Here is an 18428-nt window from a genome sequence, read left to right as displayed (position 1 = left end):
CCTACATATTTTGTCGTACTTTATCTCTATACCAAATACGATTTAATTGTTTTGTGTTGTCATTATGATTCACTGTAATTCTAGTTGGTCCTGCACTCATGCCTATTTCCCTCATACTGTGTTCAACTATATTAGAAAATTGTTTTTTATCCATGTTACTTCCTGTTGCTTGAATACTGATGGAAGCATTTTGATTTACATAACTTTCATTTGGCATTTCTATCGATGGTACATGGTCTTGCTTTCTTGATTCATAATCTCCACGACTCGAACTATTGTAATGCATTACAGATTTTTTATCACTAATAATATTGTACGATGTTATTCCACCTAGGGCAAGTGCATCACCCATTCTCATTGTTTTTTCCTGATTCATATTTCTTACTGTATCTAATAAATCATTAGCTTTCTCAGAGGCTTGTAATACAATACCTGTCCCTTTATCAATAACTTTATTTCTTATTCTATTAATAAGGTTTTTCGTATTTCCCCCTTTTTGTTGCATTAATGTTTGGGCCAATTCTGAAACACTTTTTATTCCTTCCAGACTTCCTTTTGATACCTCTATATTTTGATGCTTATCAAACATCCTGTGCCTAAAATTAGAAAACTCTCCTGAGGTTTTATTAAACCGTGTAACTTTCCCATTAAGATATTCGCGCTCATTTAATTTTTCTAAATTAAACTCATGTTTATAGGCTGCATTAATCATCTCAAGTCCCGTTGACCTTGCCCCACGTTTCGCATCAATTAATTCTCGCTTTAGACCATGTCCAAATTCTTTCATTGTTTCATTTATTTGCTGAATATTACTAAATTCCCGATTTATAAATGCGTTTAAGTTAATTGCTGAGTCTCTTGTCATCTGACCCGCCTTTGAGACTATCTTTCTAGAGATATCTACAAAAGTTTTTCCAGTATGTTTCATATTATCTTCAACCACATTCTGTAAACTTGACCTACTATATTCACTTTCACCTAACGAACCACTAATGTAAGAATAATAGCTCTTGAAGTCGGTATCTGAAAGAATAGGTGACAAGAAAGTTCTATAAACTTCACTTGTGTTCACATCATTATTTATAATTATCTTTGTAAATGGCATTCCGTTATGTAAGGTATGATGATAATGTACATTTGTATTATACCTGTGCTTACTACCCTCTAATTTGGACCCCCATCCCATCTTTTCAGACATATTTCTTGAAATGACAGTATCTTTCTTTTCTTTATATATATCTTGCAATTTCAACAGAGTATTAAAATCCATCAAATTAGATAAACTCGATTTAAATATGTTCATATTAACTTTATAAACATCATCAGATAACATATATTTTGAATGCATTAACCCTTTAATGCCATGATGATCTCGTCTACTTACAAAACCTTGTAATTGTAATTGACCATAAAGTTGATTTTCTTCCTCTATAGGTGTTGGTGTTGATATACTATCGTCTATTTTTGGATATATACTTAAAACATGCTTTGGAAACTTTCTCAATTGAATATCTCCATCAGGAACATCTAAATTGGTCAATGGGGTAAATAACTGATTAATCTCTTTAACGTTATTTTTCTCATTACGATTAAATATAGCTTTATCTTTCTGTTCTATACCATCATTTCTTCTAACCATGGAAAACTCTGACCCACATCTATGCTGATTCTCCAATTCATGGTATTCATATCTTTCAGTTAAACTCTCTACCTTATCTTGACTTAACATTGTACCTGAGTATACATGCTTATCTTTATATTGCTCTAGTAGGGAACTGAACCCAGTAACTAATATTTTCTTATAGAATAGGTGGTCTAAAGTAGGCATTATATTTCGGAACTCATGAAAATTCCTTTTTAATATTTCTGAATGATTATGTTCAAATGTCTTTCCTTTTAAAAATCCTATGCCTTCACCTTTCAAATTAAAGACATCATATAAATCATGTATTGGCTGGTTATTTCCCTCAAATCCAAATAATACTTTATCTAATGCATCTAGATTGACGATTTCCGTAACACCTTTAGAACTTGTTGCTGTTTTAATACGCTTCTTATTGAAACCCTTATTAATCCCTTTCTCATTTAAAAAATTGTTATTTACTATTTCTTGCTCTTCATATAAACGTGGAGACTTTAAATAGTAAATGGAGCTATCTTGGTTGATATACTCAAATTCTTTTGATAGATTATTACCTTCTTTACTTTCAAACATTTCATGTTTTTTAACCGTCTTAATATCATTAAGCATACTACTGACGCCAAGTTTCATCCTTCTTGAAATACTTGATATATTTTCTGTCTCATTTTCAAATATTTGCTTAGCTCTTTTATTGGCTTCTTCATAGTTGCCATTATTAGCTGCATTCATAACATGAGCCGTTTCCCCTGTATATTCCTGCACTGCTTTTTTAGCCCTATTTAAATTTAGTCCTGTATCACTATGCATGTTTAGATTAAAACCATCTATTTGATGAACCTTATTATTGATTAACGGCATTATAAATTCTACTGCATTATTTGCTTGTACTTCATAATGCAATTGTTTTTGTACATTTTTATTATTTGGATTATCATAAACAAATAATTTCATAGCTTTATTTGGATCCATAGTAAAAGTAATGTTTTTTGTAAAATCATGCTTTTTCACACCAGAAACGAACTTATCTAAATATTGAGAATTATTAAGGCCCAGCCGAGAAAATCTTTCTCTATCAAATATGTCTAAGTGTTTCGTTAAATGTTTACTTAACTCTATTGTCTTTTCCGACATAGAGTTCTCATGAAATGATAAAAAAATTTTTTCAGTAGCTTGGATTGCTTGCTTAATGATTTCTTTATTTTCTAACAGACTACGTTTCTTTGTATTTTCATTTATAGAAGGAATTATTCCTTCTTTTGTGTTTTTATCATAATTAAGTTTACTTATATCTATTGCAATTTCACTTGTTGTCCTCGGGGATTCAGAATCCATAATTAGTTTTGTATAATTATTACTTTGTTTTTTATCTATCCTACCTTGAGATTCTAAGTTTTTCGCTAAATTCATTAGCCGCTCTTTGATTAACGATTGTCTATCCTTCCCATCTCTTACGCCTCTTTGAACATAATCATAGATGCTATTACGTGCAGAGTCTTCAGTCTCAAATTTAATAAAATGATGTTCATTTACTCCAACGTCAGCTTCCTTAGGTACTCCTGCTCTATCAGAAAGTAAATGCCAATATTTATTTAAAGCAATATTTCTTTTTTGATTTATAGATTCTAGTGCTTTTTTTCTATCTGCCAAATTCAATTTTTTTACTGTTCGTTGAGTATCTAAATGAAATGTCTCTTCAATTTTTTGTACTGTTTCAATTAAATATGGTTTTTCATCTATCAATCTCTTATACATTTTAAAGAACGCATTCTTTTCAGATTCATTAAAGGTATATTGCTTTTTATGATCATCCCATAAACTATAAAAGTCCATTTTTTTGATAATATTAGTAGCCGTACTTATTCTGGCTACTTCCTTTTTAGCACGCTTTCTGCTATATCCATTTCTAATTAGTTCTTTAATTTTTTCGGCACGACTTTTCCCGGCACCTTCTAAATACTCTTGCATAACCTTGACATTTTCAAGCATTCGCTTTAAACCTAAAAAACCATTTGTTCTATTTTCTACTATTTCACCATTACTAATTTTTAAACTTTCTTCCGTTCCATCTAAACTAAAAAAGCTATTATAATTTTTATAGGCATGATTAGACATACTTTGATGTTTAATTTCAATTTTTTTTTGCGGATTAATATTCTCCCCATCATAAAATCGATTAAAAATAAAATCTTTTAGTTCCGAAAAAGCATTTTTTCCTTTTCTAACTATATAAGACAATTCATTCTTTTTCGGGTTAAAGAAACGAAAAGCTAATTTTTTCTCGTCTCCATCACTCATATCGTGAACACCAGCAAACTGATACAAAGTCTTTGCATTAATTATCGTTTCAGTGACACTGGTAGATTTATTAATAATGTGACCTTCGTCGTCAAATCCTACTTTAAACGAGTCATTATCGTCTTGGTAAACTTGTACATCCCCTAAAGCAAATAAAATTTGACCATTATTTAATTTTTTATCTTCCCATTTCATCTTTGTTTTATGAACCTTAAAACGTTGTGCTCTTGGAGAATAAGTTGATTCTAATTTATTTAAAATATGTTTTCTTGATTTCGCAATTAACTTTGCAGTATAGTCTGTAGCATTCTGTATAGTATCTTGTATATCACTCCCTAACACATGTTGATAAGCTACTAAGTTATCTTTATCATATGGATTTAATAGGGAATTATATTTCGGATTCATTTTTTTCTTTAAATCATTAGAATCCGTATAAGCTGTACGAATTACATTCAAATAATCTAAATACTTAACACCTTTTGGGATCTTTAAATTTAAATTTTGAGCGAATGCATCCATAACTTGCATATCAAATTTATTTCCATTGTAACTTACAAAATATTTTTCTTTATTAGCATTCATTATTTTTATAACGGCTTGCATTGCTTCTTTAGGTGAGTGACCTAATTTAGTCATATTGTTTAGTCCACTCTCCATATATGGGATATATCGATTCATATGCTTAACAATTTTTGCATTATCAATTTGGTCATTAAAATCGAATACAGACTTGATAATAGAATGATGCTTAATTACTCCCCCTGTATATGAAAATGGAGTATCCTCCCCTGTTTTATAAGACGAGTAGCGCATTAAATTCACTAATGATCGTTTTTCCCATTCATTGTAAGAGTTATATATATTTTTATCATGCTTAATTCCAATTATCTTATTTTGCAAATACTCTATTACATCCTTATTCTGATGAATAACCCCATTAAATCCTGTTCCTTTTAATAGTTTTCCACTTTTATCATATTCATTTAAGGAAATTTCAGATAAACCATAAGGTTTTATACGTTCTTGACTATCACCATGTATTTCAAAATTAAATACATAATAATTAGCTGTTCTTACAAAGTTTTGAAATTGTTCCAATCTCTTTTGTTCTATATATGTAGATTTAAAAGGATTAACTTGCATTACCTTTTTTCCTGTGTGAAATAGGGATTCTTTCTTGCAAATTAACTCTTCTATTTCTTCTCTCCTTGAAGCCTTATCAAGATTTAATTTAGTAATATAGTTTAGTATTTTATTTTCATATTCTTTATCAATACTATGAGTCGAGTATAATGCATTACTAGTATCGTCAGCTTTAAAATCATTCTGTTTTGGAAGAACAACACTTACCCTTAGATCTATGGGTAAGCTCGCTTTAAATTGATTAATATCCATGGAACCCACATCCTTTTATACATAACGATTTGCATATTTCTTCAAGTGATTTTCTATTTCTTCTCTTCGATCTTCATGATAAGAGAAGTTTACATATGTTTCAGTGCCATGTGAGGGTGTAACTTTAACTTGTATATTTCTTAATCCTGTCCCTTGTAAATTATTTATAAGACTTTTTTTTAGAATATTAAATCCCTCAAAACTAGAATTTTCCTCTTTAGAAATAATATTTAAGTCCTCTTTATCTTCATGTAAACCTGGGGCCCAACGAAATAATTCGTTATTACTTTCTCTAAACTTAAAATTGCCTTTAGCCCCTTCTACTTTATTTACTTTTACATTATTTAAATCATACCCTGGACGTTGACCTTCCCAAGCCCATTCAGGAATACCATATTTTTTCATGTAATATTCTAATGATTTTAGCTCTTTTATCCTATCACCAAAAATCCCCTTATGAACTCTCTCTTGATTTTCAGAAAATACTTTTAAGGTTTCTATTTGTTCTGGTCTTTCTTGTTTCGCTAATTGATGATGTTCATCCATTACTTGAATACTATCTTCGTTCCCCTGTATTCCTCGCATCCTGTTGATAGCTATTTCATCTTTTTTTCTTACAATTAATGGACTTTGATTATTTGAATTTTTTTCTACAGGATAATGGATTATTTTCCCTTTTGTATTAAGAAACTGAATGTTTTTACCAAATACATCTGTTCCATCTCTTACAGTGAACGCATTTGCTGTCCCTATAATTCTCATTCCAAAATTTCTAATAAATTTTGTCTCTTGTCTTTCCTCAGGACTTCTATAGAATCGCTCTGTCTCTCTTTGTTTGTTCCTATAGTCTTCAAAACGTAATTCTTGCATGAGTATCAAGCTCTCCTCTTTCAAGAATCTCAAACATTAATCAAACTCCCCTTTTAATTCATCTTGATGCTTAAACCACCCTAACTCAGGATGTAATTCTTCAAAATCAGTTGTTGGCGTTGTTACCTTTGTTCCTGATTGGGCTAGCATAGCCAATACCCCTTCCTCACTACTCATATCATCTTCAAATAATATCTTTTCATCATTTTGATTGTTTTTTTGTTGAAAAATGACTTGCTCTTGTTTATGGATTTCTTGTTGTAACATTTCCTCATCAATTGGTTGATTATGTCGCTGCATCTCTCTTGCTATTGTTTCATTTACAGACTCTAGTATAACTCCTTTTAGATTTTGTAATATCCACTCCGCCCTAGATAAATAATACATTGTTTTCCTCACTGGCCATGCTGCAATTGTTTCTATTGGATATTCTGGAAAGGCCTCATGAATCATACAATCTACTTGATAATCATAATTTAGCATCTCTTCTCTATATTCATCTAATAATTCTTTTGCTTGATTTAAGTGTAATCCTGATACCTCTAATATTACGTCTGATAATATCTCAGCAATCCCAGCAACTCCAGTAGAATAATCATACTCATACGGATATATAACTACTTGTGAGCAAATGATTTCTTGGAATTCTCCTAAATCCAAATCCATTAGAATAATCTCTTTATACTCTTCTCTTCCTAGCGCCCGAAAGATATACGTCTGTTCCAAAATATCTAACTGATAGATATCACCAAATTGTTGTTTCCATTCAATAAGATCATTTACTTTTAATTCTTCATCCATGTTAAGTTTTCACCCTCTTATAACAAAGATAGCAGAACATATCGTCCTGCTATAACTTAAAGCTTTATTGGTTCACTTTGTGCAACAAAACCAGATTTATCCATGATCATTTCAGACAATATACTTGGAATACCAGCTTTGCTCTTTAACATCTTTTCAATTGTAAAATTTCTTGGGAATAGTACACACTTTTCTGTCAACATCTCTTCACGATCTAAAGCTGTTAATGCTTGATCTCTAATTATTTCTCGATATTCAGGTCGTTTTAATGTTCTCCATATAAATGTTTCTCCCTCAAAGGGCGTAAAGTAAATACCACCATATCGTTCTTTCCATTCTTCTACTTCACAACGTGTAGGACCGTTTTTTATTACGGGGGCATTCCATTCATTTTCAGAATACTCTATCCCATCTACACCAGTAAAAACTAACTTTTCTCCTACATAATCTTTATTTATTGAACTTTCATCATCTACTACGTTCGTCGCACCTACCATATCTAATTGGTTATTATTATCTTTTTTAAGTCTATTCTCTTTTTTAGTAATTTTCATCTTTATCCCTCCTGAATTGTAATGCATTACACAACAATTATAATATCTTTATTCAAGTAAAAAAAGCTGTTTTTATTCAATTTGTCCAAATTGTATTGAGCGATAAATCGTTTCTACGGATTGCTCCTTATGTTCATTATTATTTCCTTGTGAAAAACTTGCTAAAGATCTTCCATTTAAATCTCTAGCAATAAATGAATATTGTTCTTGTATAGGGGATCCTTGATCAGCTGTTGAAATGGATTTTGATACCCCTGCGAGTTGAACTCCATTAATCACATCTATTGTTAAATTAGGCTTACTAAATCTATTAGACTCATACAATTGATTACTTATGTATCCGCTTGATTCTGATATCGCTCCATATTGAACTCTTATATCGAACCCGAATTGTGAATTATAAAAATAAGGAGCATCATCATAACTCATATAATGACCATTATCCTTCTGAGCACCCCATATAGCATTTTCATATTCATCAGCAATTTGATCAAAAGAACTTTTACCTAATCGTTTTAAAATCTGATCTAACTTTAGATTTTGATAATACTGTGGTTTTATTTTCCCTTCTTTTTCCCCAATAGAAACGGCATGGAAAATAGCATTTGCATTCTGCACAACTTGTTGCAAGTAGCCAACAGATGTAAAGTTTATTGAAAAAGCTCCCTGTATTAATCTCTTTCCGCGTGCTACTGCATCCATTGTATAAGAATTATATCCATATATAGGTAAAACTTCTTCAGATAATTGAAAGGAAATACTTGTAATTTCATCGACCCATATATCCCCAAAGTATAATTTCACATCTGCATTTGAGAAGTATTCAGAGTTAAATATTTGATACTCTACTCTTGTATCATTACGGGCATACATATCTTGTCGGGGTGTTAATGTACTTTGTAGTGATTGTCTTTTCCCAAAATATCCTTTATTTGTTACCATTTTTAACAACTCCTATAAAGATTGCAATTTCACTGAACCAGACAGATTTGTACGCTGTATTGGATCAATATCTAAAGCATAAAATTCATACACATTTTGTGTAAAAATATCATCAACACTTAAAACCATGCCTTCAGTATAAGTACTTACACCATATATACTTAAGGAAGATTGAGCACTAAATTCGTTCGCCATTGATGTTGTAATATCAAATAACGGCATTTCATCCATCAACATTCTATAGCCAGCCTCTTTTATCTCCCTCATGCATCTATATACAATACTTTCATCAAATACAGTAAAGCCTAGTACTCCAGTTACAGTCCGCATTCCTCTGGTAAAACCTTTCATACTTACACGCCCTAATGCCCTAACAGGATATTTTTCTCTATACACCGAGTAAGATAAGCTGGATAATTCACCAAAAATAACAGGTCCTTTTCCTGGAACATTAATACTACACACCATATCAGAGCCAGTGTAAGAATTAAAATTCTTATGATATGCATCTGGCCCTTTTTTATAAGGTACAGTTAATGTTTCTTTCTTTTTCCTTTGAGAATTTTCGTCTAGCTCTTTTATTCTCACTTGATATCTTCTTATATCTTGAATAGTGGATTCAATAAGCCGTATTACAACATCTTGCTCATTTCCTTTTAATATTTTCATGGCAAGTGAGATAAAGTTCCTCAAAACCATTAGTGCACTCTCTGAATCTAACCTTTGATTAATTTCTGAAACTGCTATCCTAACAAATAAAATAGGATCTTTAAATTGAGTACCTGTATTACCCATCCACTGAATTAAATCGTATGCCCCATTAGGAGAAGTTGACATGACTTTAGGGTTTCTAATATACGGAATTAAATTTTTAATTAGTAAATTAATAGATTCCATGTATGCCTCCTTTTATTCTAAAATAGGACAGCAATTATGCTGTCCTATTGTGTATTAAAATCCAGTTGCTAGAATATCACCAGAAGCAACGTTACCAGAAGCGCCACCTTCTTGACGTAGATTATCTTTTGCTTGTACACCTTTAATTTTACGAGCAACAAATGTATAAGCCTTAGAGGTAATTACATCGTCAACAGAAAAACCAGATGTTTCGTTTAATAACTGAATGCCGTAAATCTCCATACCAGCACGTTGCCCGTATTCATTGGCCATTGAAATAGTCACATTGAACGGCATTAATTGATCGGCATATTCAGGAACAAAGAAATCGGTTAAATTATCGGTATTAAATCCACCATTTTGTGCGCCGTCTGTACGAGCATATCCTAGACGAGTCATTTGTTCATCCCAAGTATTAATACCATATGTATTAGCACCATTTGGAGAAACTGATTTCAAACCACTTAATATCTCATCTTCAATCCCCATTCGTCCAGAGCGAGCGCCTTGTCCATTTCCGTTTGCAATGTATTGTTGGAAACGCATTGGAGTCGGTGCACCTTTATATTCTTTTTTCATTTCCTCAAGTAATGCATCTCGATCAAATTGAACAAATACTAAGGATCCTTGAATGCCACGTTTACCACGAGAGAAAGAACGAGCATCTGGGCTGCCCATTGTATAGACTGGAGCAACTTCACGTGAAACAGAATAAGAAATTGCTTGTAGTTCTCCAATTATACGGCCGTTAAATGTCGCCGCAATATCAGCACCTGAGAACGTAGAAAAGGTGCGAGTATATTCTTCTGTATTAAAAGCCATGAGTATTTCACCCCTTGTGAAATTTATTTAGTATATGTGCAAAGAGTTACTCACTCTTTGCACATTATTTATTATAAGCTTGCACGTAGTGCTACACTTGTATAGATTTTACGAGTTTCATATGCCGGTACTAATTCAAGTTGAATATATGCGTTACCTAACACACGATCTTTAGCTGAAGTAAAGATAGAAAATTTAAAGTTAGTTAAAACACCAAAATCTTTTAATTTATCTAAACCAGCCTGAATTTCTGTTGCCAAACTATTACGCTGAGCTACACCATTTGGTAAACCAATAAATTTATCCGCTAATTTGCGAATTACTTGCACTGTAGCGTGTGTAATACGTACTGTAGATAAGCGTTGATAATCACTCATTGGTCCCGCTGCTGTTACACCATCTTTTACAACGACAGAACGGTTGCCATTTATGCTCACTTTATTCTCAAATGTAACGTAATGTCCACCAGCCAATTGATTATGCTGTGCTTCAGATAAATTGTAACGTAAACCAGAAACTGCAATTGGTTTATTTGTTGTAGACACCTCAGGACGCAATTGAGAAATTAGAGCGGCGTAAATACCTGCGCCACTCGCAATATATGTGCCAAGCTTTTCATGCGCTAATCCTGTTTCAGGACCGAATACAACGTTAGCATAACGTCCTATATCAATTGGTTCACCTTCGTCATTGAAAATACGCTCATTTGTTGCAAGATTATACATATAATGAGCATTTAAATAATTAGGATTAATACCACGAGAATACCAGTATTGAGCTGATTCTTCGTCAACCCCAATTCCCTTAGTTAATAAGTCAATGTATTGCTGGACCTCACGCAATCCCATTTCAGGGGCCGGCGCTACACCAATTACACCAATTGTTTCGTATGTTTTTGCACTAACCATTGCACAATGTTGTGCTAATTGAGTAGCAAAGTTTCGATTATTATCTATATAAGTTGAACCATCATCAGCAATAGCACCAATTGTAGTGTTAGCAAATGCATCACATAGCCAAATAAGATCAACCGAATAGTTTTCTAATTTACTATATATTCCTTGTTCTACTAGATCATATTCATCTAAAGTAGCTGGAACCAACTCATATTTTCCGCCTAGAGAATCATATAATTCTTTCATAGCCATTAAATTAGTAGTATCATAAAAACCATCTCCACCTAACCACTGGAAACGTCCTGCATCATTTTCGGCTTTATTATCATCTACATATAACGAATATTTCCCTTCATCTTCGTTATATTTTTCACCTAAGTTAATTGGACGATAATCATAACGTCCATCAATTGGACTTACATTGTAATCCGTAACCATTAAACCCGTTATCGCTACATCACCAGTGTTCACAGGAACTTCCAATCGAACAATGTTATTTTGTGGCAAGCTATTAATATAATTCGCAAACTCACGAATTGTGCGAATACCACGCATTTCTTTTGTTCTAAAGCGGATTTCAGTATCATTTGATGTTAATTTTTTATCTGAAGGTTTGATAAAGCGCACTACACGATTGTCCATATCAAGTGTACCATTTTCATTTACTTCATATTCAACAGTGTATTTAACACCATAAAGGCTTTCAAAATCACGAATATCCTGAATACCACCGTACACTTTACCACCGTGTTTACCTAAAATACTAATTTTTGCACCTTGGGTAGCACCTTCACCTGTTTTATAATGTGCAAACAATTTAGCACCCACAGGAGCAACACCAGCTTTAATCATTACTTTTATTCTTTCTTTTCCATCTGGATAAATAACAGTAAAATGATCATTTGGCTTTAATGTGATACGTTTTCCGTTTAACTCGTAATATACTTCAAGAGAATCACTTACTGGTGTATGTTTTAATACTGACTCTTTTTCAGCGCCTGGTACTACATACTCATCAGATTTTTGTATCTCTAAGTCGTTGTAATAGAAGTAATCTGCCACTACTAATAAAGCCGCCGTTAGTGCTGGGTATATACCCTTAGCTACTTCTTGTTGATATGCTTCAGTAAAACGAATACCGCCTTGTTTATATTCTTCTGCTGTAATGATATCAGTAAGCTCGTTTTTCACCGCTGAATCGCCTTTACCAATACGCCATAAGCGTTCTCCAGATGTATTAACCATTGGAATAGCATTGACTCTACCTTCAGCATCTTTTGTATAAACATTTACTTGATGAATAGGCTCATCTGACCAATTTCCTACTTCTGAAGAAAAGTAATTTGTCATTGTAGGATTTTGAGTTAATAATCCTAAAGTTGATGAATTAGTTTTACCATCCATGTTTCGTGTTACTTCTGAATAATTACGTTTTTTAGCTTTGTAAATAACCTTAATAGTATTTTTAGGACGAAACTTATCTTTTGTAAAATAAATTGTTTCGGATCCAGGTGTAATATCTACATTTTGATAGCCAGTGGAATCTGGGAATGTTTTAACTGGATCCACTGCTGTATCAGTTCCTTCAAACTCTTCAATTTTTTCAATTTTTACTAATCGTTGATCTTTTTCAATGTTTAATCGTTTCGTAAAAGCAACATTACCTGGAATTAAATTATTACCCAACATATCAGCTAACGGCTCTGTAACTTCACTATTTTCATCCTTAGCAAGGATCTCCGACATTGCTGTTTTACCAGAGATACGAAGTAAACGGATATCTTCGTTACCAGCACGTATTGCTTCCCACATTGCACGTATTAGTGTGCCCTGATGAGGAACACGAACTGTTTTTTCTACACCATTTTCAACTATAGTCTTTTTCTCTAGTAAACCACCAAACATTTTTTCAGCAGCTTTAGGGCCACCAATTTGATTAACTGATACTGGCTCTCCAACCGGACCGTCAATAGCAGTACCCATAATTAAAATAGCCTGTGTTCTTGAGTCTTCTACCTGTTTACCAGTATAAAGATTGCCATCTTCATAAGATACTTTTACACCCGGTAAGTTTTCATACTGTTCAAAGTTTGACATTAGGGTTCCTCCTTTTAAATTAATCTCTTAACTAAAGAGAATTATTAATCTTTGAAACAACTTGAACTTTTTGAATTTCATTAAGAAATTTAACTGTAATTTTTTCAAATCGCATTTTGTAATACATAGGTCTTTTAGCCAAGTTAATACCTTGATTTTGAACCACTTCATCAGTTCCTTGTGAATCAAATAGAATTTCTTGAACTCCATTTCTTTTAAAGAAACCAGTATAAGTTTGAATAAATTCCTCTAGATCCAAAACTATTTCGTCTGCTTCTTCTGCACTTTTAGAAAAGATTACAAATTCAACTATTAAATCAAAAATCTGACCATAGAGTTCTACATATTCACCATCTCTATAAGGATGCCTAATTGTACCCCTATGTCTTGGTTTGATATCCTTAAAATCTTTACTAACTTCCCTTTTCATGACTCGATAAGTTATACGAGGAAACTCAGCTTCCTCTTTCAGTGGAGAGTGACGTATAAACTCACCAGGTTGACCAGCATTGCTCCAAAGCTGCTGTAATTCATCCACAAAACTTAGAAAAGTAATAGGCTTATTTGAACGTAATCGATTATCAATATATGGATCTTCTTCTGGAAGAATTTCATTATTTTTTCGAAGGCTACTCTCGTAACTTTCTAATTCCTCCTTTATGTAAGAAGGCATACTTTGTGCCTGTTGTATAGCTAAATATGGATCTATATTACTCAAGACACATTTCTCCTTTTATTTATAAATACGAACAATTGAATGACCTGTTATCTTATGAACAGAAAATATCGGAACTACTTCAATATTTACTTCAATAATTCCATATAGTTCGCTAATTTTTATAGAATAATCATAATCTCTAATCTTCCTATCTAATATTCTCCTTAAACATAACGCCTCAATTATTTCTTCAATGTTAGAAGCTTGATATGTAATATTAGGTTTTCCAATAAATACTTCTAAACTTCTAGCTATCTCATTTATAATTTCTTGTGCTATTCTAAAATTAGAGATATGTTTGTGGACACTGTCAGCAGTACTTACCGCACAACTAGAAGAAGAACACACAATACCCTTTTTAAAAGTATTTTTAAAACAGACTATCCCTACTTCTCTTAATTTAAGAATTTGTTCTTTTGTAAATTCAGCCTCTAATTTCACGTTAGGTATAGTTTTATTTATTGGACTTATTTCTGGATTGATTGCTGCTAATACTCCAGCATACACAGCGCTTGCTTTATTAAACTCCATTTGATTGATAACTAACGATAAGTATTTTCCACTCTCTTCCAAATCATCACCAGAAAGCTCTTTTGTTAGATTATTAATTTTATTGAAATGCTTTTCAATATCAGAAAATTTATTTTGAAGAGATAAAGACATAATACAATGAACCAAGTTTCCTTTATCTTCTTTTATTTTTGCAAATCTAATATAATTATCAATTAACTCGGAATGCTTATCAAACTGTACTTCATCAAGGTAAAGCAGGTCAAAATCGAAAGTCTCTAACACTGTAAATACTATATCAAACCTATTAGGCTCCATTCTCATAAGAAATACATTCAAATTCTCATCTATTGAAGTGGCATCTTCATAACATTGGACAATTGGACCAGAGTCAAATATATCTATAACCATTTCTTTCCCATAAACAAGTGTTGGTTCGTAATATTGACCTTTATTTGATTCGGCGACAATAATTAATCTTTTGCCTATCTCAACTTGTCTTTCTACGTATATTAATGGATGCTGTATAAAATCAACGCTTGGTGAGGGCCCATTCATCACTATCCCCCTTAAAGTCATATCGACTATATACTTGATAAAATTCTGTTCTTCCTTTTACTCCAAATTTAGGTTCAACAGCACTAATTAATAACTTCTCTTTTATCTTGATTGGCATTTCTTTTTCATCCCAAACAACTTCTAATATTAGATCATTCTTTTCTGGTTTAGATCCATAGTCTAAATAATACGTATAAGCCTTAGGTGCATATGTACCATATGGTTGTAATTGATTTACTTCAACTAATGTTTCAGAATCATAAGCTTCTTTTCTTCTTGCTAACTTCTTTTCAATCACCACTTCATATCCTGTTCCAAAACATCTAGAGCAATTTAATTTAGCTTCACCACTTCGTTCTATATAACATTTACACCGAAAATGGAGGTTTCTTCTTACATAGATAATTGAATGACCATATTTAGCAAGAACTTGCGCAAACTCTTTACGAATATCAATCATCAAACCCTCACCCTTCTAGTAAGCTTGTTGCTGCACCAAATGAGCCTGAAACAGATTCGTTATGATTTTGTTTATTTTGCTCCATCATTACATCTAACCAAAATTTAATTTCTTTTTGATTAGACGCAATCATAATTTGCAGCTTTTTAAAAAGAGATTCTTCTTGAATACCATTTGGACTATCACTGGATTCATTGGCAGAGTTTAAATTATCTTGAATCATAAAATCCCCCAATTGGATAGTACCACTTAATCCACCTTCATCTTCTTGCTTATATGAATTATTTAAAACTCGAAACATTAAACCTTGAAGTAAGAGCCTTACAGCCTCACGTACCACATATTTTGTTATTGCAAAATATGTATCATCCTGCTCTGTAGGGGGGCTATAACGACTATTGTTAGCATCTGGTATTTCCCCTAGGTATTGTAAAGCCTTTTGCCCAGCATCCCTTAATGCACAATATACTTCATTTAGAGAAAAATATTTAAATAAACTTCCAATTATATTTTTCACTTCTAAAGGTGTTGCAAAAATCGGCTCATATTTAGAGGTAAAAGTTAAAGTTTTTATTCCCCCTAAAGTTAATCCAGATTTTGATTTAATTTCATCACCTAGGACCACTTGATACGTATAATTATATTTTACTTTTTCTTCAAATATGATTTCTACTTTTTTTCCCTCAACAGAAATGCTAGTAGGTATTTGAAATTCTGAACTGAACATATAATTATCCCCATCTAACACAACTACATCCCTATTATTTTCAAAACTAGGCGCACATTCAGATATAACAGTAAATTGTTCTTTTCTCTTATATTCTTTGCCCTTAATAGTAGCTATATAGGTTAAAACATATTCACCACTCTCCAAAATTTCAGGAATGGTATACTCACCACTATACGAGAAGTGGTTATCCAATGCTTCAAGTTTAACACTTTCTATGGCTTCTAATCCATATTGATCAAAACGCTCAATACTCACTGTTGGTGGAAAATCAACTGCAATATGTTTACTATCCTGCCCTAAAGTTAATAATTCTAAAAAAACCTTTGTTTTTTTAGAAAATTCCCCTATATGATCCATATCATCACCTTCTTTTAAACGTATCTTCTAACTCTATAAGCTGATAATATATTTTTCTACTAAGTTCTTTCCACCAAAATGTAACAGGAGGCAGTATTAACAGTATTAATGTCTAATTCTTCAGAAAATTTAATTATAACTTTCTGAAAGGAATCTAGTGGATTATTGACAGACTTATTTTTAGGAAATACTTCTGTCACACTCAGTTTAGGTGAAAATTTGTTATCTGAATCCCATAAAGCTTCTTGTAAATTTTTTAATTGCTCCTGATTAACAGCTCTCGTAAAAGTTTGTAATATTACATCTTCTTTATCATCCATACCCCTAAATTCTTCTTTCTTTGAGGTTTGTATATTTGAGTCTATTTCTCCATCAAAATAAAAGCTAATTGGTTTTGACCAAGAACTACATATCCCTTTACAATCTACACTTCTTGCTCTTACATAATATTGTGCCTGCTTGTATGAGATATCTAATTTAACACTTGTTTCATCTTCTAATAAATAAACTTTTTCACTATTTTGCGGCCATACTAAATTATTGAATGTATTGCTCATAGAGATTTGCAATTCATAATAAAGAGCTTCTTCTATCTTTGTTAAGTGATATTCGGGTTTTTTCGTAATGATAGAAAGATCTTTGGGTTTCAGAATAATAGGCGGTTTAACAGAAACCATGTTTTTTGTATAAAATTCTAATTCATATGTTTCAGCCATAATTCTACCAGTTATATCCTTAATTCCATTTTCTCTTCCAATGAGTTGTAGTTGATAATGACTATCAGGATTTAATATATTTAAGGGTTTAACCTTTAAAACTTTGCGATTATATGTAAATGTAACTGGTTCTACCTTTTTTCCCTTTAAATTTATCAATATAATATTTTCTTGCCGAAGACTATTCACATTAATATCCAACATAAATATTATCTCTATTTCTTGATCTAAGTGAACTTCATCTTGCATATGATGTGGAAGTGTTTTATAAATCATACTCATACTTTATAACTCACTTGTATACTTATAATCAACAGCAATAACACATGTAGGCTGTGGCACTTGTTTAGAAGAAAATAATATTTCTCCGGTAAAATAATTAATGTAATAATCACCATCTAGATTACCTTCGTTTGAAGCCCTTTTCATTCTCATTCCATTTTTATATATCTTTTCACTATTTCTTAAAGGCACGTGCACAAAGCGGAAATTTCGATTCACACCATCCTGTGCTCCTATTAATTGTTCTTGATCGGCTAGTTTAGAACCAGAAAAGTCGGGCATTACTCCGACCTTTTTTCTGAACTTAGGATAATCAGGGTGTTGTCTAACAAAAGCCATTTATTACTCCCCCTTTATCTCCACATCAAAGCAAAATCATACACATTTGGGCGTACGGTACCAGTATAAGTACATTCTACTTTGACTTGAATATATTTTCTTGGTGTTTCTAATAAAGTAGGCTGATCTATTCTTATTTCTTGCCAATCTGCTGATTTAGATGATCTAAAATAGAATTTAACGTAAGCCCCTTTATTAGGGTAATCTTCAAAATTAGAGACAAGATTGATCTCCTCTGTTGGAAGTGGAAGCTCTAATAATGAACTTTCCCACGCTCCTGAATTGATAGAAAAACTTAATGTATTTAATGCAGCTGTACTATTTTCATCTCGATCAGTATTATTTATAAAAGGTTCACAAAAATACATGTCATAAGGAGACACGAGGAGATACATATCATATCTCTCTCGTGTTGTTTTTAACTTAATTGCTTCTGCAATATTCTTTTGCATCATATTTAAGTGAAAATCATGTAATACTTGACCATCCAAAAAGGCGATTCGCTTCATATAGTCAGTTGCATAAGAAGGTACTGTTGCCATTT

The 18428-nt window shown here is 32.2% G+C and carries 15 protein-coding genes; all 15 read right to left on the bottom strand.

Features of this window, described 5'->3' with window-relative positions; all coding sequences use genetic code 11:
- Window position 1 precedes the first annotated feature (1 nt).
- The gene (locus BCG9842_RS28570) at window positions 2-5335 is read right to left on the bottom strand and encodes a hypothetical protein (protein ID WP_000354067.1); all 5334 of its coding nucleotides are present in this window, start codon (window positions 5333-5335) and stop codon (window positions 2-4) included.
- A gap of 15 nt (window positions 5336-5350) precedes the next feature.
- Complete coding sequence (locus BCG9842_RS28565; RefSeq protein ID WP_001157043.1) at window positions 5351-6205, bottom strand: hypothetical protein; 855 nt, start codon at window positions 6203-6205, stop codon at window positions 5351-5353.
- A gap of 36 nt (window positions 6206-6241) precedes the next feature.
- Window positions 6242-7006, bottom strand: coding sequence for a hypothetical protein (locus BCG9842_RS28560; RefSeq protein ID WP_000343074.1), 765 nt, complete (start codon window positions 7004-7006; stop codon window positions 6242-6244).
- A gap of 56 nt (window positions 7007-7062) precedes the next feature.
- The gene (locus tag BCG9842_RS28555) at window positions 7063-7560 is read right to left on the bottom strand and encodes a hypothetical protein (RefSeq protein ID WP_000705017.1); all 498 of its coding nucleotides are present in this window, start codon (window positions 7558-7560) and stop codon (window positions 7063-7065) included.
- Between the two features lie 72 nt (window positions 7561-7632).
- Window positions 7633-8502 carry a hypothetical protein gene (locus tag BCG9842_RS28550; RefSeq protein ID WP_000258403.1) on the bottom strand — a complete coding sequence of 290 codons (870 nt, stop codon included), beginning with the start codon at window positions 8500-8502 and terminating at the stop codon, window positions 7633-7635.
- A 12-nt stretch (window positions 8503-8514) separates the two neighbouring features.
- Entirely contained in the window at window positions 8515-9399 is an 885-nt protein-coding gene (locus BCG9842_RS28545; protein WP_000443935.1) for a hypothetical protein, read from the bottom strand.
- A 54-nt stretch (window positions 9400-9453) separates the two neighbouring features.
- Window positions 9454-10221: a hypothetical protein gene (locus BCG9842_RS28540; RefSeq protein WP_000885294.1), complete on the bottom strand. Its 768-nt coding sequence runs from the start codon at window positions 10219-10221 to the stop codon at window positions 9454-9456.
- A 71-nt stretch (window positions 10222-10292) separates the two neighbouring features.
- Window positions 10293-13214, bottom strand: coding sequence for a hypothetical protein (locus tag BCG9842_RS28535; protein WP_000064433.1), 2922 nt, complete (start codon window positions 13212-13214; stop codon window positions 10293-10295).
- A 31-nt stretch (window positions 13215-13245) separates the two neighbouring features.
- Window positions 13246-13932: a hypothetical protein gene (locus tag BCG9842_RS28530; RefSeq protein ID WP_000065118.1), complete on the bottom strand. Its 687-nt coding sequence runs from the start codon at window positions 13930-13932 to the stop codon at window positions 13246-13248.
- 15 nt (window positions 13933-13947) lie between these two features.
- Window positions 13948-15000 carry a hypothetical protein gene (locus BCG9842_RS28525; protein ID WP_001014238.1) on the bottom strand — a complete coding sequence of 351 codons (1053 nt, stop codon included), beginning with the start codon at window positions 14998-15000 and terminating at the stop codon, window positions 13948-13950.
- Window positions 14975-15460: a hypothetical protein gene (locus tag BCG9842_RS28520; protein ID WP_000565547.1), complete on the bottom strand. Its 486-nt coding sequence runs from the start codon at window positions 15458-15460 to the stop codon at window positions 14975-14977. The genes BCG9842_RS28525 and BCG9842_RS28520 overlap by 26 nt, the downstream gene beginning before the upstream one ends.
- Window positions 15461-15467: 7 nt before the next feature.
- On the bottom strand, window positions 15468-16547 hold the full coding sequence (locus tag BCG9842_RS28515; RefSeq protein WP_000349588.1) for an Ig-like domain-containing protein: 1080 nt from the start codon (window positions 16545-16547) through the stop codon (window positions 15468-15470).
- Between the two features lie 59 nt (window positions 16548-16606).
- Complete coding sequence (locus BCG9842_RS28510; RefSeq protein WP_000061857.1) at window positions 16607-17545, bottom strand: Ig-like domain-containing protein; 939 nt, start codon at window positions 17543-17545, stop codon at window positions 16607-16609.
- Between the two features lie 3 nt (window positions 17546-17548).
- Window positions 17549-17884: a hypothetical protein gene (locus BCG9842_RS28505; RefSeq protein ID WP_000896259.1), complete on the bottom strand. Its 336-nt coding sequence runs from the start codon at window positions 17882-17884 to the stop codon at window positions 17549-17551.
- Window positions 17885-17898: 14 nt separating this feature from the next.
- Window positions 17899-18426 carry a hypothetical protein gene (locus BCG9842_RS28500; RefSeq protein WP_000246817.1) on the bottom strand — a complete coding sequence of 176 codons (528 nt, stop codon included), beginning with the start codon at window positions 18424-18426 and terminating at the stop codon, window positions 17899-17901.
- Between the last annotated feature and the right edge of the window lie 2 nt (window positions 18427-18428).

Source organism: Bacillus cereus G9842 (assembly GCF_000021305.1).
GTDB lineage: Bacteria > Bacillota > Bacilli > Bacillales > Bacillaceae_G > Bacillus_A > Bacillus_A thuringiensis_S.
This window is presented reverse-complemented; position numbering and strand designations above follow the sequence as displayed.

What these genes read in the sequence shown, in the direction of transcription:
- BCG9842_RS28525 (WP_001014238.1), bottom strand. Translation starts at nt 15,000, where the DNA reads ATGAATGGGCCCTCACCAAGCGTTGATTTTATACAGCATCCATTAATA.
- BCG9842_RS28520 (WP_000565547.1), bottom strand. Translation starts at nt 15,460, where the DNA reads ATGATTGATATTCGTAAAGAGTTTGCGCAAGTTCTTGCTAAATATGGT.
- BCG9842_RS28550 (WP_000258403.1), bottom strand. Translation starts at nt 8,502, where the DNA reads ATGGTAACAAATAAAGGATATTTTGGGAAAAGACAATCACTACAAAGT.
- BCG9842_RS28535 (WP_000064433.1), bottom strand. Translation starts at nt 13,214, where the DNA reads ATGTCAAACTTTGAACAGTATGAAAACTTACCGGGTGTAAAAGTATCT.
- BCG9842_RS28515 (WP_000349588.1), bottom strand. Translation starts at nt 16,547, where the DNA reads ATGGATCATATAGGGGAATTTTCTAAAAAAACAAAGGTTTTTTTAGAA.
- BCG9842_RS28500 (WP_000246817.1), bottom strand. Translation starts at nt 18,426, where the DNA reads ATGGCAACAGTACCTTCTTATGCAACTGACTATATGAAGCGAATCGCC.
- BCG9842_RS28560 (WP_000343074.1), bottom strand. Translation starts at nt 7,006, where the DNA reads ATGGATGAAGAATTAAAAGTAAATGATCTTATTGAATGGAAACAACAA.
- BCG9842_RS28570 (WP_000354067.1), bottom strand. Translation starts at nt 5,335, where the DNA reads ATGGATATTAATCAATTTAAAGCGAGCTTACCCATAGATCTAAGGGTA.
- BCG9842_RS28565 (WP_001157043.1), bottom strand. Translation starts at nt 6,205, where the DNA reads ATGCAAGAATTACGTTTTGAAGACTATAGGAACAAACAAAGAGAGACA.
- BCG9842_RS28555 (WP_000705017.1), bottom strand. Translation starts at nt 7,560, where the DNA reads ATGAAAATTACTAAAAAAGAGAATAGACTTAAAAAAGATAATAATAAC.
- BCG9842_RS28540 (WP_000885294.1), bottom strand. Translation starts at nt 10,221, where the DNA reads ATGGCTTTTAATACAGAAGAATATACTCGCACCTTTTCTACGTTCTCA.
- BCG9842_RS28510 (WP_000061857.1), bottom strand. Translation starts at nt 17,545, where the DNA reads ATGAGTATGATTTATAAAACACTTCCACATCATATGCAAGATGAAGTT.
- BCG9842_RS28505 (WP_000896259.1), bottom strand. Translation starts at nt 17,884, where the DNA reads ATGGCTTTTGTTAGACAACACCCTGATTATCCTAAGTTCAGAAAAAAG.
- BCG9842_RS28545 (WP_000443935.1), bottom strand. Translation starts at nt 9,399, where the DNA reads ATGGAATCTATTAATTTACTAATTAAAAATTTAATTCCGTATATTAGA.